The following is a 14,394-nucleotide window of genomic DNA, read 5'->3' as shown; positions in this document are numbered from 1 at the left end:
GGGTGGGAGCGGGCGGCCTTCGCTTCGCTCGGCCCCAATACCAACAGCCAATACCAGCAGCCAATCCCAACCACTGCGGCGCGCAGCGCCGCAGTGGCTTGGTGGCCGAGCGAAGCAAAGGCCCGTTCGGTTCCCAAGCCCCTCTGTATGCGCCGAGGAGCGCAGCGTTTCGCGGATCAGGGCTCGCCCTTGTTTGAGCGAAGCGAGTTTGGGCGAGACCCCGCGAAACGCGAGCACCGCAGGTTGCCCGCAGCGAAGCGGAGGTCGCAGACAGTGGGGTCGCCTTTCTTTTGCCTACGTTTCTTTGGCGAAGCAAAGAAAAGTAGGTCGCCCGCCGGGGCGAGACCCGGCCCCGGAAAAAAATCAACCCACGTCGCCCCAAAAAAACCCCTATCGCCCTTATCCAGAATAAGCATCCAACCGCCCGCAAACCCGCATGAACACTGAAGAATAAGCTTATCCGCATAAAGCCCGAACCAAAAAATAGTTTGCTTCCATAAGCCCCGGTTTCAGAATCTCCGCTTCTTGCTGGGGCGCCCCGTTGTACGTGCGGCACCGCACTTCTTCAAGATCACACGCACGATGTACCAATACACAGAATTCGATCGCCAGTTCGTCCATCAACGGGCTGCCCAGTTCAGAGACCAGCTCGAGCGCTGGCAGAAGGGCCGCCTGCACGAAGACGAGTTCCGTCCGCTGCGGCTGCAAAATGGCTGGTATGTGCAGCGCTATGCGCCGATGCTGCGCGTGGCCGTGCCCTACGGCGAGCTTTCGAGCCGCCAGCTGCGCGTGCTCGCCCGCATCGCCCGCGAGTACGACGAGCCCGAAGCCGAGGTCTACCGCAAGGCCGTCGAGACGCAGGGCCTGCTCGGCAGCCACAAGCTGCCCACGCACTACGCCCATTTCTCGACGCGCCAGAATGTCCAGTACAACTGGATTCCGCTGTCGAAGTCGGCCGACGTGATGGACCTGCTGGCCTCGGTCGACATGCACGGCATCCAGACCAGCGGCAACTGCATCCGCAACATCACGAGCGACGAGCGCGCCGGCATCGCGGTCGACGAGATCGCCGATCCGCGCCCCTACGCCGAAATCATGCGCCAGTGGAGCACGCTGCATCCTGAATTCGCGTTCCTGCCGCGCAAGTTCAAGATCGCGATCACCGGCGCCGCCGAAGACCGCGCCGCCACCGGCTGGCACGACGTGGGCCTGAAGCTCGTGAAGAACGAAGCGGGCGAGATCGGCTTCCGCGTGCAGGTGGGCGGCGGCATGGGCCGCACGCCGATCATCGGCACCGTGCTGCGCGAGTTCCTGCCGTGGCAGCAGATCATGAACTACCTCGAAGCGGTGATCCGGGTCTACAACCGCTATGGCCGCCGCGACAACATCTACAAGGCGCGCATCAAGATCCTCGTGAAGGCCGAAGGCCAGCGCTACATCGACGATGTCGAGGCCGAGTACAAGCAGATCATCGAGCACGACGGCGCGCCGCACACCATCACGCAGGAAGAGTTCGACCGCGTGGCCGCCTCCTTCGTGCCGCCGACGCTCGCCACCCGGGTGCTGCAAAGCGCCGAGAAGACCGACGCCGAGCTGCGTGCCCACGCCGCCGACGACGTCATGTTCGCGCGCTGGCTGGCCCGCAACGTGGCCGCGCACAAGAACCCCGCGCTGCGCGCCGTCACGCTGTCGTTCAAGCGCCTGAAGCAGGCGCCCGGCGACGCCTCGGCCGACCAGCTCGACACGCTCGCCGAACTGGCCGACCGCTTCTCGGCCGGCGAAGCCCGCGTGACGCACGACCAGAACATCGTGTTGCCCTGGGTGCATGCCGAAGACCTGCATGCGCTGTGGCTCGCTGCCCGCGCGGCCGGCTTTGCCAGCGCCAACGTGCACCTGCTGACCGACATGATCGCCTGCCCCGGCGGCGATTTCTGCGCGCTGGCCAATGCACGCTCCATCCCCATTGCCGAAGCCATCACCGAGCGCTATCAAGACCTCGACGAGCTCGACGACCTGGGCGAGATCGACCTGCACATCAGCGGCTGCATCAACTCCTGCGGCCACCACCACAGCGGCCACATCGGCATCCTGGGCGTCGACAAGGACGGCAAGGAGTGGTACCAGGTCACCCTTGGCGGCTCCGACGGCTCGGCCCTCAGCGGCACGCCGCAGGCCGGCAAGGTGGTCGGCCCTTCGTTCTCGGCGGCCGAAGTGCCGGGCGTGATCGAGGCCGTGCTCACCACCTACCGCGACACCCGCGAAGGCGGCGAGACCTTCATCGACACGCTGCGCCGCGTCGGCCACGACCCGTTCAAGGCCGCGGCCAACGGTGCGCGCTTCAAGGTGGAGGAAGCGGCATGAACCGGCGCCTCAACATCCTTGCCGCCGAGGAACATATCGACGACGGCGACCCGAAGGTCCTGCAGCTGCCCAACGATGCCGATCCGCTCGCCATCGAGGTGTGCCTGGAAGACATCGAGCGCATCGACCTGAACTTTCCGAAGTTCACCGATGGCCGCGCCTACAGCCAGGCCTTTTTGCTGCGCCGCCGGCTCGGTTTCAAGGGCGAAATCCGCGCCACCGGCGACGTGCTGATCGACCAGCTGGTGCAGATGGAACGCACCGGCTTCTCGAGCGCCGTGCTCAAGGAAGGCGTGGACGCCACCGACGCACAGCGCCAGTTCGACCGCTTCTCGGCCTTCTATCAGGGCGATGCAATAAAGCCCGCGCCGCACTTCGCGGCCGGCACCTGAGCCCGCACGGAACCATCGACATGAGCATCGCCACGGACATCGATCTTGCACGCATCAACACCGAACTCGGCCGCAACGCCGAGGGCCTGGTGGACTGGGCCATCGGCCTCGGCCAGCGCGCGATCGTCACCACCAATTTCCGCCCGTTCGAGGCGGTGATCCTGCACATGGTCACGCGCGCCAAGCGCGACGTTCCCGTGGTCTGGATGGACAACGGCTACAACACCGAGGCCACCTACCGCTTTGCCGACGAGGTGACCAGGCAGCTGGGCCTGGACCTGCACATCTACCTGCCGCGCCGTTCGCGTGCGCATCGCGAAGCGGTGGAAGGCCCGACGCCGGCGCTCGACGATCCGCGCCACGCCGCCTTCACGGAGGAAGTGAAGCTCGAGCCCTTTGCGCGCGCACTGCGCGAGACGGCACCGCAGGTCTGGTTCACCGCGCTTCGGGCCACCGACACGGCCGTGCGCGCGCAGATGGACCCGGTCAGCGTCAATCCGGACGGATTGATCAAGGTCGCGCCGCTCCTGCACTGGTCGTCCAAGGACCTGTACACGTACTGCGAAGCGCATGGCCTGCCCAACAACTTCGACTACGTGGACCCGACCAAGGGCGAAGACAACCGCGAGTGCGGATTGCACCTCTCGCACTGAGCGCCCACGCCTCGCCGATCCTCCGCATTCAGCACCCACCCCGATGAACGCCCGTACCGAAACCGAACTGCTGCTGCCGCCCATGCACTCTCCCGCGCGCCTGTCCAACACCCATCTCGATGCGCTGGAAGAGGAAACCGTCTTCATCCTGCGCGAAGTGGCGGCCGCCTTCGAGCGCCCCACCCTGCTGTTCTCGGGCGGCAAGGATTCGCTGGTGCTGCTCAAGTGCGCGGAAAAGGCCTTTGGCGCCGGCCGTATTCCGTACCCGCTGCTGATGATCGACACGGGTCACAACTTCCCCGAAGTGACGGCCTACCGCGACCAGCGCGCGAAGGAACTGGGCGCCGAACTCATCGTGCGCAGCGTGGAAGATTCGATGGCGCGCGGCACCGTGCGCCTCGCGCACCCCGGCGAATCGCGCAATGCGCACCAGTCGGTCACGCTGCTCGAGGCCATTGAAGAATTCCGCTTCGACGCGCTGATCGGCGGCGCGCGCCGCGACGAGGAAAAGGCGCGCGCCAAGGAGCGCATCTTTTCGCACCGCGATTCCTTCGGCCAATGGCAGCCCAAGGACCAGCGCCCCGAGCTGTGGACGCTGTTCAACACCCGCCTCGCACCGGGCGAGCACTTCCGCGTGTTCCCGATCTCCAACTGGACCGAGCTSGACGTSTGGCAGTACATCGAGCGCGAGCACGTCGGCCTGCCGTCGATCTACTACACGCACAAGCGCGAAGTGGTCGAGCGCCGCGGCCTGCTGGTGCCCGTGACCGAACTCACCCCGCCGCGCGACGGCGAAACCGTGCAGGTGCGCGACGTGCGCTTTCGCACCGTAGGCGACATCACGACCACCTGCCCGGTCGAGAGCCTGGCGGCCGACGCGGGCGACGTGGTGCTCGAAACGCTGAGCGTCGACGTCAGCGAGCGCGGCGCGACGCGGATGGACGACATGACTTCGGAAGCTTCGATGGAGAAGCGCAAAAAAGACGGGTATTTCTGATGAGCACGACAACGGCAACCCTTGACAACACCGCCCTCCACGGCGACACCGGCACCGCCCTGCGCTTCATCACCTGCGGCTCGGTCGACGACGGCAAGAGCACGCTGATCGGCCGCCTGCTGGTCGACAGCAAGACCGTGCTGCAGGACCAGCTGGCCGGCGTGCAGCGCGGCGGCGAAACCGACCTGGCCCTTTTGACCGACGGCCTCTCCGCCGAACGCGAGCAGGGCATCACGATCGACGTGGCCTACCGCTACTTCTCGACCGCCAAGCGCAAGTTCATCATCGGCGATGCGCCGGGSCATGAGCAGTACACCCGCAACATGGTCACGGCCGCCTCGGCTGCCGATGCCGCCGTGGTGCTGGTCGATGYCACCAAGCTGGCCTGGGCCGCCGAAGTGGAAGACGGCACGGTGGTCAAGCGCGAGCTGCTGCCGCAGACCCGCCGCCACACACTGCTGTGCCACCTTCTGCGCGTGCAGTCGATCGTGTTCGCGGTCAACAAGCTCGACGCCATCGACGACGCGGGCCTGGCCTTCGAGCGCATCTCGACCGCGCTCAACGCCTTTGCCGAAGCGGCCGGCGTGCAGGTGGCGGCCATCGTGCCGATCTCGGCGCTCAAGGGCTGGAACGTGGCCACGCGCCATGCCGACTGGGTCGGCTACGAGGGCCCGAGCCTGCTCGAACTGCTCGAGGAATTGCCGGTCACCGCGCAGGACGAGGACGTGCCCTTCGCCTTCCCGGTGCAGTGGGTCGAGAAGTTCTCGGCCTCGGCCGACACCTCGCAGGGCCGCCGCGTGTTCTGGGGCCGCGTGGCTTCCGGCCATGTGGAGCCGGGCCAGCGCGTGACCGTGCTGCCGAGCAACCAGACCGCCACGGTCGCGCAGGTGCTGAGCCATACGCGGCAGCCGAAGGTGGTGCATGCAGGCCACAGCGCCGGCATCGTGCTCGACCGCGAGGTCGACGTCTCGCGCGGCGACTGGCTGCTGGCGCCCGGCGCCTTCGAGCCGGTGCGCGAGATCACCGCCACCGTGGCCTGGCTCGACGACGAGCCGCTGGTCGCGGGCCGCGTCTACTGGGCGCTGCAGGGCCACCGCTGGGTCAAGGCCAAGGTGGCGCGCATCGTCGACCGGGTGAACATCACCACGCTCGAATCCGAGCCCGCCACGCAGCTGGAAGCCAATTCCATCGGCGACGTGGTGCTTTCGCTGCAGCAGCCGCTGGCCGTGCTGCCCTTCACGCAATCGCGCGCCCTGGGCTCGCTGGTGCTGGTCGATACGGCCTCCCACAAGACCGCTGCCGCCGTGCTCGTGCAGCCTGCCGCCGCAAAGGCCTAAAATCTGGGGTTTTCCCCGACCTCACACTGACGTTAGAAGACAAATGACCCACGTCGTCTCCGAAGCCTGCATCCGCTGCAAATACACCGACTGCGTGGACGTATGCCCCGTGGATTGCTTCCGCGAAGGCCCCAACATGCTGGTGATCGACCCGGACGAATGCATCGACTGCGCCGTCTGCATCCCCGAGTGCCCGGTCAACGCGATCTATGCCGAGGAAGACCTTCCGGCCAACCAGATCGCGTTCATCAAGCTCAACGCCGAACTCGCGGTGGCCGATGGCTGGAAGAGCATCACCAAGCGCAAGCCCGCGCTGCCCGACGCCGAAGAATGGAAAGACAAGACCGACAAGGTCGGCGAACTGGTCCGTTGAACCCCGARGGCCGAGCCCCCATCGAAACCGACGCGCTCATCATCGGCGCCGGTCCGGTCGGRCTGTTCCAGGCCTTTCAGCTCGGCCTGCTCGAGATCTCCTGCCATATCGTCGATGCACTGCCCGCCGCGGGCGGCCAGTGCGTGGCCCTCTACGGCGGCAAGCCGATCTACGACATTCCCGGCACGCCGGTCACCAGCGGAAGCGAACTCGCGCAGTCGCTGCTCAAGCAGGTCGAACCGTTCAAGCCCCAGTTCCATTTTGGCGAGCAGGTGGCCACGCTCGAAAGGCAGGCCGACGAGCGCCTGCTGCTGACCACCACCGCCGGCACGGCTTTCCTGGCGAAGACCGTGTTCATCGCGGCCGGTGTCGGTGCCTTCGTGCCCAAGCGCATCGCGATCGAAGGCATTGCGCAGTTCGAAGGCCGCTCTCTTTTCTACCACCCCGATTCGCTGGACCGCTTTGCCGGGCAGGCGGTGGTGGTGAATGGCGGCGATGACGTGGCGCTGGAAACCGCCATCGCGCTCACGGCCATTGCAAGGCAGGTCACGCTGGTCCACCGGCGCGATGGCTTCCAGGCCGACGAGGCGCTGGTCGCTTCGATGCGCGCGCTGGTCGCCGAAGGCAAGCTCGCGTTCAAGGTCGGCCAGCCCACCGCCTTCGATGGCAGGCAACTGCAGATCACCACGCCCGATGCAACCACCGTCGACCTGCCGCTCGACGCGCTGATCGCCTGCCTCGGCATCTCCCCGCGCCTCGGCCCCATTGCCGACTGGGGCCTGGAACTGGAGCGCAAGCAGGTGCCGGTCGACACCGAGAAGTACGAAACCCGCGAACGCGGCGTGTTCGCGGTGGGCGACATCAACACCTATCCGGGCAAGAAGAAGCTCATCGTCTGCGGCTTCCACGAAGCCACGCTGGCGGCCTGGGGCGCCACCGCCATCGTGTTCCCGGGCAAGGCGATTCCGCTGCAGTACACGACCACCAGCACGCGGCTGCACGAACTGCTGGGCGTGGCTAGCTCGCGCTAGGCAGCAGCGCGCGGTATTCGCCGATGAAGCGGCCGATGGCGGCGGCGAATCGGTCGATGTCCGCATCGGTCAGCGGCAGAGACAGCACGATGAAGCCGCGCGGCGAGGCGTAGATGCCCTCGCCCAGCAGGTGGAAGAACAGCAGCTGCCGCAGCCGCCCGTCGACCGCCGCCAGGTCGTCCACGCGCCGCACTTCCCCGCGCACGAAATGTGCGTTCATCAGCGAGCCGACGCCGGTGAACTGCATGGCCACATCCTCTTTTGCACACAGCGCATTGAGCCGCGCACGCATCGCCTCGCCGCGCTCGGCCAGCGCGCCGGCCGCCTCGGGCGTGAACAGCTTCGTGAGGCCCGCATGTCCGGCCGCCATGGTCATCACGTTGTTGTTGAAGGTGCCCGAATGGGAGAGCGAACCGGTGCGTGGATCGAACTGCGCCATCACGTCCGCACGCCCGCCGAAAGCGCCGAACGACATGCCGCCGCCGATGTACTTGCCCAGCGTGGTCAGGTCCGACCGGATGCCCAGCTTGTTGGCGAGGCCGTTCGGTGCGAGGCGCGAGGTCATGACCTCGTCGAAGATCAGCAGCGCGCCCACCTTCGTCGCGCCCTCGCGAAGTGCTTGCAGAAAGTCGAGGCGCCCCGGAATGCAGCCGCTCGCGCCCTGCATCGGCTCGACCAGGATCGCGGCGATCTCCGGCCCGTGCTTCTCGATCTGCTCGCCCGCAACCTGGGCGTCGTTGTAGGGCAGCACCAGGAAGTCGAAGGGCACGGTCGTCGGCAGCGGCTTGGCGCCGAACCCGAGCACGCCGCCGTGGTAGCCGCCCGAAAACACCACGATCTTCCGCCGCCCCGTGAAGTGCAGCGCGGCCGTGAGCGCCATCAGGTTGGCCTCGGTGCCCGAGTTGGTGAAGCGCAATTGCTCGATCTGCGGAAAGCGCTCGCAGATGGTCTTGGCGAGCCTTCCTTCGAGCAGGTTGTGGCCCGTGAGGTTGATGCCACCCTGCATTGCCTCGACGACGGCATCGCGGATCTCGGGTGCCGAGTGGCCGTAGACGCCGGCCGTGTATTCGGCGATGAAGTCGGCATAGCGGTGGCCGTCGGCATCCCAGAGCGCAGCGCCCTCGCCCTTGGCGATGGTGAGCGGAAACGGCGCATAGAACAGCACCGAGCGGCTGTTGGCACCGGGCATGTAGCGCACCTGCGCCTCGAACTGGCGCCGGCTGGCCGGGTTGGCCTCGGTGAAGCGCTGGAAGGCCTGGGCAAGGGACTGGTCGATTGCGGAATCGCTCATGGAACACATCCTCGAAGTGGCGGCATGCGGATTGCCATATCCGGACCATCATCCATGGTTTGGAGGCTGGGCGCACAGGCTCGTACAATAGTTTCCGCTTTGCGCCACGGCGCGGAGCACCACCGCTAGGGGTGTCGAACCGGGATCCGTTCCGGGGCTGACTGAGAGAGTCCCTTTGAACCTGACTGAGGTAATCCTCGCGCAGGGAAGCTGGTCCGGCGGCCTGTCGCGTTGTCTCGCGCGATGGCTCCACCGCCGGAGCCTCGCCCACCTGCCAAACCTTTTGCACTGGAGCAACTGGATGGCACACGACAACGAAGCTTCTTCCGCCAACGAGGCGCTCGCGCCGCTGCCCGCATCGCAGCGCGTGTTCGGCTGGCACGACCACGCATCGCTCTGGTTCAGCCTGGGCGTCGGGCTGCTGGTGATGCAGATCGGCGCCTACCTGGTGCCGGCAGTAGGCACGCGCGACGCGGCCATCGCGATCGTGCTGGGCTCGCTGCTCGGCGCGGGCCTGCTGGCCTGGACCGCGCGGATCGGCTGCGAGAGCGGCCTGGCGAGCGCCGGGCTGATGCACGCCACCTACGGCAGCGCGTTCGCACGGCTGCCGGTGCTGCTCAACATCGTGCAGCTGGTGGGCTGGACCACCTTCGAGCTCGTCATCATGCGCGAAGGCACGCAGGCGATCGGCCAGCAGGCCTTCGGCCTGGCGCTCGGCGGGCCGCTGGGCGGCGCCCTCACCACGCTGCTCTGGGGCGCAGTGCTGCTGGCGCTCCTGGCCGGCTCCATGGTCAAGCTGGTGCGGCGCTTCGTGAGCCGCTTCGGCCTGCCGCTGGTGGTGCTTTCTCTGCTCTGGCTGACCTGGCAGTTCGCGACGCGCTTGCAAGCCAAGGGCCTCGACGCCTTCTGGGCGCGCCCCGGCGATGGCACTATGGGCATGTTCGGCGCGCTCGACTTGGTGATTGCGATGCCGGTCTCGTGGCTGCCGCTGGTGGCCGACTACGCGCGCCACGGCAAGCGCAGCGCAGGTGGCCTCGGCAGCGCCTTCAGCGGCACCTGGATCGGCTATGCGCTGGCCAACGTCTGGTGCTATGCGCTCGGCGTGATGGTGGTGAGCGTGGCGGAACCGGGCACCGGCCTGGTCACCGCGCTGCTGCTCGCGCAAGGCGGCCTGGTGGCGCTGGGCCTGATACTGATCGACGAGCTCGACAACGCGTATGGCGATGTGTATTCGGGCTCGGTGTCCACCCACAGCCTGCTGCCGCACTGGAGCGTGCGGCGCTGGGGCCTCCTGCTCGCGGCGCTGTGCACGGCGCTCGCGCTGGTGCTGCCGATGCACACGCTCGAGCCGTTCCTGCTGATGCTGAGTTCGGTGTTCGTGCCGCTCTACGGCGTGATCCTGGGGCGGCTGGGCACGGGCCAGGCGGTCTTGTCGGTGGGCATGCGCCGGGTTGACCTGGGCGCTGCGCTGATCTGGATTGCGGGCATCGCGGCCTACCACGCGCTCGCCAAGTGGGCGCCGCAATTCGGCTCGGCGCTGCCGACACTGGCCGCGACCTTCCTGCTGGCCTGGGCCAGCCGGCCCAAGGCTACGCCGACGGCGGCAGGCGGTGCGTCGGCACTGGCGCAAAACCGTGGTTGAGCGGGCCGTGTCCCGCGCCGGTCTTCACCTGCGCGCCGGCGGCCATCGCGCCGAGGATGTAGGCGCGCGCGCGCTCGACGGCCTCGGGCAACGCAAGCCCCAGCGCCAGGTGCGCGGCAATGGCGGACGACAGCGTGCAGCCCGTGCCATGCAGGTTGCGGCTCGCGATGCGCTGCGAGGCCAGCCGCTTGCGAGCGCCGCCCGTCTGCAGCAGCACGTCGACCACCTCGTCGCCCGGCAAGTGCCCGCCCTTGAGCAGCACGGCCTGCGCGCCGAGCGCCAGCAGTTCGTTGGCCGCATCGTCGAGGGCATCGATGCCGCCGATCGCATGGCCGATCAGCAAGGCCGCTTCGTCGAGATTGGGCGTGACCACCACGGCGCGCGGGAACAGTTCGCGCACCAGCACCTGCACGGTTTCGGAGGCGATCAGGCGGTCGCCGCTGGTGGCGACCATCACCGGATCGAGCACCACGTTGGGCAGCCGGTAGTGATCGATGGCCCAGGCCACCACCTCGACCACCTCGGGCGCATGCAGCATGCCGAGCTTGACCGCATCCACGCCGATGTCCTCGACCACCGCCTGGATCTGCGCCTTGAGGAAAGCCGGCGGCACGCCATGGATGCCCGACACGCCGAGCGTGTTCTGCGCGGTGAGCGCCGTGATGGCCGTCATGCCGTAGCAGCCGAGCGCCGCGAAGGTCTTCAGGTCGGCCTGGATGCCGGCACCGCCGCCGCTGTCGGAGCCGGCGATCGAGAGCACGCGTGCATAGCGCAGGGGCGCCTGCGGCGCGTCGGAAAGTGCTTGGGTCATGCTGAAAATTATCGGCGACTGGCAAGCGGCGCATCCATCAAGCGCTCTGCCCACCCCCATCCCGGCCTTCCCCCGGCAGGGGAAGGAGCAAGGCCATGAACCTCCCATTCCAATCCGCCGCCATCCTCGGCGCGGGCCTCATGGGCCGGCTGCTCGCGGTCACGCTGGCGCGGGCCGGCTGCAAGGTCGATCTGTTCGAGGCGGGCAGTCCCGAGGCCGAAGGCGCGGCCGCGCGCGTGGCGGCCGCCATGCTCGCGCCGCTGGCCGAATCGGCCGTGGCGCCGGTGCCGCTCGTGCGCATGGGACAGTACGCGCTGGGCCGCTGGCCCGAGCTGCTGTCGCCGCTGGCGCAGCCGGTGTTCTTCCAGCGCGAAGGCACGCTGGTGCTGTGGCACCGGCAGGACGCCGCCGAGGCCGCGCGGCTCGCGCGCGTGCTGGCGCGCACCGGCACGCAGGTGCCCGAGCTCGCCCCGATGGAGACGCTCGACGGCACCGGCATTGCCACGCTGGAGCCGTCGCTCGGCCAGCGCTTCGCACAGGGCTTGTTCCTTCCGGGCGAAGGCCAGCTCGACAACCGTGCACTGCTCGCCTCGCTGCTGGCCACGCTGCAGGCCAGCCCCGGCGTGAAGCTGCATTGGCAGTCGCCGCGCACGCCCGGCGATTTTTCTCCGGGCACGCCGGGCCAGTCCGACTGGGTGATCGACTGCCGCGGCCTCGGCGCCAAGCCGCAGTGGAACGCGCTGCGCGGCGTGCGCGGCGAAGTCGTCCGCGTGCATGCGCCCGAGGTGGCGCTGCAGCGGCCCACGCGGCTGGTGCATCCGCGCTATCCGCTCTACATCGCACCCAAGCCCGGCAGCGTGTTCGTGATCGGCGCGACCGAGATCGAATCCGACGACATGTCGCCCGCCAGCGTGCGCTCCACACTCGAGCTGCTGAGCGCGGCCTATGCGGTGCACAGCGGCTTCGCCGAAGCCCGCATCCTCGAGATCGCGACCCAATGCCGGCCCACGCTGCCCGACAACCTGCCCGCCATCCGCCAGCCGCAGCCGCGCGTGCTGCAGATCAATGGCCTGTACCGCCACGGTTTCATGATCGCGCCCGCCGTGCTCGACGCCGCCATGGAGCTGCTCGTGCACGGCCGCTCTGCGCTCGCGCAGAAGCTCGGCCTGGAGACATCCGAAGCATGACGATGAATGTCCTGATCAACGACAAGCCTTACACGCTGCCGGACCGCGCCACCGTGCTCGACGCGCTGGCCGCACTGAACGCCGTGCCGCCGTTCGCGGTGGCCGTGAACCGCGAGTTCGTGCCGCGCTCGGCCCATGCGGCGCGCGCGCTGCAGCCCGAAGACCGCATCGAAGTGATCCGCCCCGTGACCGGCGGCTGAACAAGCACCCCACAGAGATGGAGACAACACGCACCATGACGACCGCATCTGCAATTCCGGACAACGATCCGCTGGTTCTCTACGGCCAGACCTTCCAGAGCCGCCTGCTGCTGGGCACCGCGCGCTATCCCTCGCCGGACCTGCTCGAAGCCGCGGTGAATCGCGCCAAGCCGGCCATGCTGACGGCCTCGCTGCGCCGCCAGTCCGCCAGCCCCGGCGCAAGCGACAGCGGCAACGGCTTCTGGGAGCTGCTGCGCCGGCTCGCGGTGCCGGTGCTGCCCAACACCGCCGGCTGCCACAGCGTGCAGGAGGTGATCGCCACCGCGCAGATGGCGCGCGAGCTGTTCGACACGCCGTGGATCAAGCTCGAACTGATCGGCGACGACTACACGCTGCAGCCCGACACGCTGAACCTCGTCGATGCCGCGTCGCAGTTGATCCGCGACGGCTTCCAGGTGCTGCCCTATTGCACCGAAGACCTCGTGCTGTGCCAGCGGCTGGTCGACGTCGGCTGCCAGGCCGTGATGCCCTGGGCAGCGCCCATCGGCACCGGCCGCGGGCCCGTCAATCCCTATGCGCTGCAGTTGCTGCGCGAGCGGCTCAGCGTGCCGATGCTGGTCGATGCGGGCCTGGGCCTGCCCTCGCATGCCTGCCAGGTGATGGAATGGGGCTACGACGGTGTCCTGCTCAACACCGCCGTGGCGCTGGCGCAGGACCCGGTGTCGATGGCCGGCGCCTTTGCCGACGCCGTGCAGGCCGGCCGCGCGGCCCACCGCGCCGGCGCCATGGCCGCGCAGGATTCCGCGCAGCCCAGCACACCGGTGCTCGGCACGCCTTTCTGGCATCACACAGCATGACCGCACTGAACGACCACAGGGCAGTTGCCCACGCCATCGTCGCGGCGCATGGCTTGCGCTTTGGCGCCATCACGGCCGCGGCCATTTCGGCCGGCAGCTTTTCGTCGGACGACCCGGTGTACCGCGGCGCGAAGCAGGCCTGCACGGCGCTCGGCTTCATCGAAATCGATTCCGAATGCCTGGCGCAAGCCTGGCAGGCGCAGACCGTGCGCACCGGCGCTTTCGATGCCGACCAGTGGCCCGAGACGCCCACCGATTTCGGCATGCGCGCGTTCCCGCCCACCGAACGCGGCGACGCCTTCGCGCCCAGCCCCGAACGGCTCGGCCTCTACGCCGTGCTGCCCGATGCGCGATGGGTCGGCCGCATGGCGCGCGCCGGCGTTCCCACGGTGCAGCTGCGCTTCAAGTCGGACGACGCGGCCGCCACCGAGCGCGAAGTGCATGCGGCCGTCGACGCGGTGCGCGGCACCGGCGCGCTGCTCTTCATCAACGACCACTGGCATACCGCCATTGCCGCGGGTGCCTACGGCGTGCACCTGGGCCAGGAAGACCTCGACGCACTGGCGCCCGAACAGGTGCGGCAGATCCGCGATGCGGGCCTGCGGCTCGGCGTCAGCACCCATGGCTATGCCGAGATGGTGCGCGCCGATGCGGTGAGCCCGAGCTACATCGCGATGGGTGCGGTGTATCCGACCACCCTCAAGAAGATGGCGACCGCACCGCAGGGCGTGGCGCGGCTTGCGGCCTATGCGCGGCTGCTGCGCGGCTATCCGCAGGTGGGCATCGGCGGCATCGACGCCGTTCGCCTGCCCGAGGTGCTGGCCACCGGCGTCGGCTCGGTCGCCGTGGTGCGCGCGCTTGTCGCCGCTGAAGATCCCGAGGCCACGGCCGCGCAATGGATGGCGTCGATAGCCGCCGCCGCATGAACGATCCAATGACACAAAAGCAATTCCGATCCTGGCCGCTGACGCCGGTCTCTCGTGCAGTGGCCACCGCCTTTCTTCTGGCGGCTGGTGGCGCACAGGCGCAGCAGCCAACCGAGCAGTTGCCCGCCATCACGGTGAACGAAAGCAGCGCGGCCCCGCAAGCCGAGGTGAGCGGCTTCGGCGACGTGCCGCTGCGCGAGCTGCCGCTCTCGGCCACCGTGATCGACAGCACGCAGCTGCGCACGAGCGGCGCGCGCCGCCTCGCCGACCTCACTCAGTTCGACTCCTCGGTGACCGACGCCTACAACTCGGCCGGCTACTGGGACTACCTCACGG

At 68.2% G+C, this 14,394-nt stretch carries 14 protein-coding genes, 1 pseudogene and 1 riboswitch; of the genes and pseudogenes, 13 read left to right on the top strand and 2 right to left on the bottom strand.

Annotated features, from left to right (window positions below; translation table 11 throughout):
- Positions 1-582 precede the first annotated feature (582 nt).
- From AC1DOC_RS02820 to AC1DOC_RS02790, 7 genes are read left to right on the top strand one after another with little or no spacing between them, the layout of a single operon-like run.
- Positions 583-2,361 carry a nitrite/sulfite reductase gene (locus AC1DOC_RS02820; RefSeq protein ID WP_018906072.1) on the top strand — a complete coding sequence of 593 codons (1,779 nt, stop codon included), beginning with the start codon at positions 583-585 and terminating at the stop codon, positions 2,359-2,361.
- On the top strand, positions 2,358-2,753 hold the full coding sequence (locus AC1DOC_RS02815) for a DUF934 domain-containing protein (protein WP_018906073.1): 396 nt from the start codon (positions 2,358-2,360) through the stop codon (positions 2,751-2,753). Before AC1DOC_RS02820 ends, AC1DOC_RS02815 begins: the two co-directional genes overlap by 4 nt.
- Before the next feature lie 20 nt (positions 2,754-2,773).
- Positions 2,774-3,406, top strand: a complete 633-nt coding sequence (locus tag AC1DOC_RS02810; protein WP_018906074.1) for a phosphoadenosine phosphosulfate reductase domain-containing protein — start codon at positions 2,774-2,776, stop codon at positions 3,404-3,406.
- Positions 3,407-3,449: 43 nt separating this feature from the next.
- Entirely contained in the window at positions 3,450-4,403 is a 954-nt protein-coding gene (cysD, locus tag AC1DOC_RS02805; RefSeq protein WP_012747515.1) for a sulfate adenylyltransferase subunit CysD, read from the top strand.
- Positions 4,403-5,740 (top strand): sulfate adenylyltransferase subunit 1, encoded by a 1,338-nt coding sequence (locus tag AC1DOC_RS02800; protein WP_478129377.1) that lies wholly within the window; start codon positions 4,403-4,405, stop codon positions 5,738-5,740. The genes cysD and AC1DOC_RS02800 overlap by 1 nt, the downstream gene beginning before the upstream one ends.
- A gap of 43 nt (positions 5,741-5,783) precedes the next feature.
- The gene (gene fdxA / locus AC1DOC_RS02795) at positions 5,784-6,113 is read left to right on the top strand and encodes a ferredoxin FdxA (protein ID WP_012747513.1); all 330 of its coding nucleotides are present in this window, start codon (positions 5,784-5,786) and stop codon (positions 6,111-6,113) included.
- Entirely contained in the window at positions 6,071-7,144 is a 1,074-nt protein-coding gene (locus tag AC1DOC_RS02790; RefSeq protein ID WP_051128039.1) for an NAD(P)/FAD-dependent oxidoreductase, read from the top strand. Before fdxA ends, AC1DOC_RS02790 begins: the two co-directional genes overlap by 43 nt.
- On the opposite strand, the gene AC1DOC_RS02785 is transcribed toward AC1DOC_RS02790, so the two are convergent.
- A complete protein-coding gene (locus AC1DOC_RS02785; RefSeq protein WP_018906077.1) occupies positions 7,131-8,435 on the bottom strand; it encodes an aspartate aminotransferase family protein in 1,305 nt (434 codons plus the stop codon). The genes AC1DOC_RS02790 and AC1DOC_RS02785 overlap by 14 nt on opposite strands.
- 117 nt (positions 8,436-8,552) lie before the next feature.
- Positions 8,553-8,660, top strand: a riboswitch (TPP riboswitch).
- A gap of 76 nt (positions 8,661-8,736) precedes the next feature.
- On the opposite strand from AC1DOC_RS02785, the gene AC1DOC_RS02780 reads away from it, so the two are divergent.
- Positions 8,737-10,077, top strand: a complete 1,341-nt coding sequence (locus AC1DOC_RS02780) for a purine-cytosine permease family protein (RefSeq protein ID WP_018906078.1) — start codon at positions 8,737-8,739, stop codon at positions 10,075-10,077.
- Here the strand turns inward: AC1DOC_RS02780 and thiD are convergent.
- A complete protein-coding gene (thiD, locus tag AC1DOC_RS02775) occupies positions 10,025-10,888 on the bottom strand; it encodes a bifunctional hydroxymethylpyrimidine kinase/phosphomethylpyrimidine kinase (protein ID WP_018906079.1) in 864 nt (287 codons plus the stop codon). The two genes, AC1DOC_RS02780 and thiD, sit on opposite strands and share 53 nt — an antisense overlap.
- Before the next feature lie 95 nt (positions 10,889-10,983).
- Here thiD and AC1DOC_RS02770 point away from each other — a divergent pair, with 95 nt between their 5' ends.
- The 5 genes and pseudogenes from AC1DOC_RS02770 to AC1DOC_RS02750 all read left to right on the top strand — a co-directional run.
- Positions 10,984-12,075, top strand: a complete 1,092-nt coding sequence (locus AC1DOC_RS02770) for an FAD-dependent oxidoreductase (protein WP_018906080.1) — start codon at positions 10,984-10,986, stop codon at positions 12,073-12,075.
- A complete protein-coding gene (gene thiS, locus AC1DOC_RS02765) occupies positions 12,072-12,275 on the top strand; it encodes a sulfur carrier protein ThiS (protein ID WP_018906081.1) in 204 nt (67 codons plus the stop codon). The genes AC1DOC_RS02770 and thiS overlap by 4 nt, the downstream gene beginning before the upstream one ends.
- 35 nt (positions 12,276-12,310) lie before the next feature.
- Positions 12,311-13,132 carry a thiazole synthase gene (locus AC1DOC_RS02760; RefSeq protein WP_018906082.1) on the top strand — a complete coding sequence of 274 codons (822 nt, stop codon included), beginning with the start codon at positions 12,311-12,313 and terminating at the stop codon, positions 13,130-13,132.
- Positions 13,129-14,058, top strand: coding sequence for a thiamine phosphate synthase (thiE, locus tag AC1DOC_RS02755; RefSeq protein WP_018906083.1), 930 nt, complete (start codon positions 13,129-13,131; stop codon positions 14,056-14,058). The genes AC1DOC_RS02760 and thiE overlap by 4 nt, the downstream gene beginning before the upstream one ends.
- Before the next feature lie 8 nt (positions 14,059-14,066).
- A pseudogene (locus AC1DOC_RS02750) lies at positions 14,067-14,394 on the top strand (TonB-dependent siderophore receptor); the annotation flags it as partial.

Source organism: Variovorax sp. 01T439_2, from assembly GCF_056398445.1.
The sequence above is the reverse complement of the archived record's forward strand: the minus strand, read 5'-3'. Positions and strand labels throughout refer to the sequence as shown.

Excerpts from the sequence above, each read along its gene's own strand:
- fdxA (WP_012747513.1), top strand. The coding sequence starts at position 5,784 with ATGACCCACGTCGTCTCCGAAGCCTGCATCCGCTGCAAATACACCGAC.
- AC1DOC_RS02780 (WP_018906078.1), top strand. The coding sequence starts at position 8,737 with ATGGCACACGACAACGAAGCTTCTTCCGCCAACGAGGCGCTCGCGCCG.
- AC1DOC_RS02770 (WP_018906080.1), top strand. The coding sequence starts at position 10,984 with ATGAACCTCCCATTCCAATCCGCCGCCATCCTCGGCGCGGGCCTCATG.
- AC1DOC_RS02760 (WP_018906082.1), top strand. The coding sequence starts at position 12,311 with ATGACGACCGCATCTGCAATTCCGGACAACGATCCGCTGGTTCTCTAC.
- AC1DOC_RS02815 (WP_018906073.1), top strand. The coding sequence starts at position 2,358 with ATGAACCGGCGCCTCAACATCCTTGCCGCCGAGGAACATATCGACGAC.
- thiD (WP_018906079.1), bottom strand. The coding sequence starts at position 10,888 with ATGACCCAAGCACTTTCCGACGCGCCGCAGGCGCCCCTGCGCTATGCA.
- thiE (WP_018906083.1), top strand. The coding sequence starts at position 13,129 with ATGACCGCACTGAACGACCACAGGGCAGTTGCCCACGCCATCGTCGCG.
- thiS (WP_018906081.1), top strand. The coding sequence starts at position 12,072 with ATGACGATGAATGTCCTGATCAACGACAAGCCTTACACGCTGCCGGAC.
- AC1DOC_RS02810 (WP_018906074.1), top strand. The coding sequence starts at position 2,774 with ATGAGCATCGCCACGGACATCGATCTTGCACGCATCAACACCGAACTC.
- AC1DOC_RS02785 (WP_018906077.1), bottom strand. The coding sequence starts at position 8,435 with ATGAGCGATTCCGCAATCGACCAGTCCCTTGCCCAGGCCTTCCAGCGC.
- AC1DOC_RS02820 (WP_018906072.1), top strand. The coding sequence starts at position 583 with ATGTACCAATACACAGAATTCGATCGCCAGTTCGTCCATCAACGGGCT.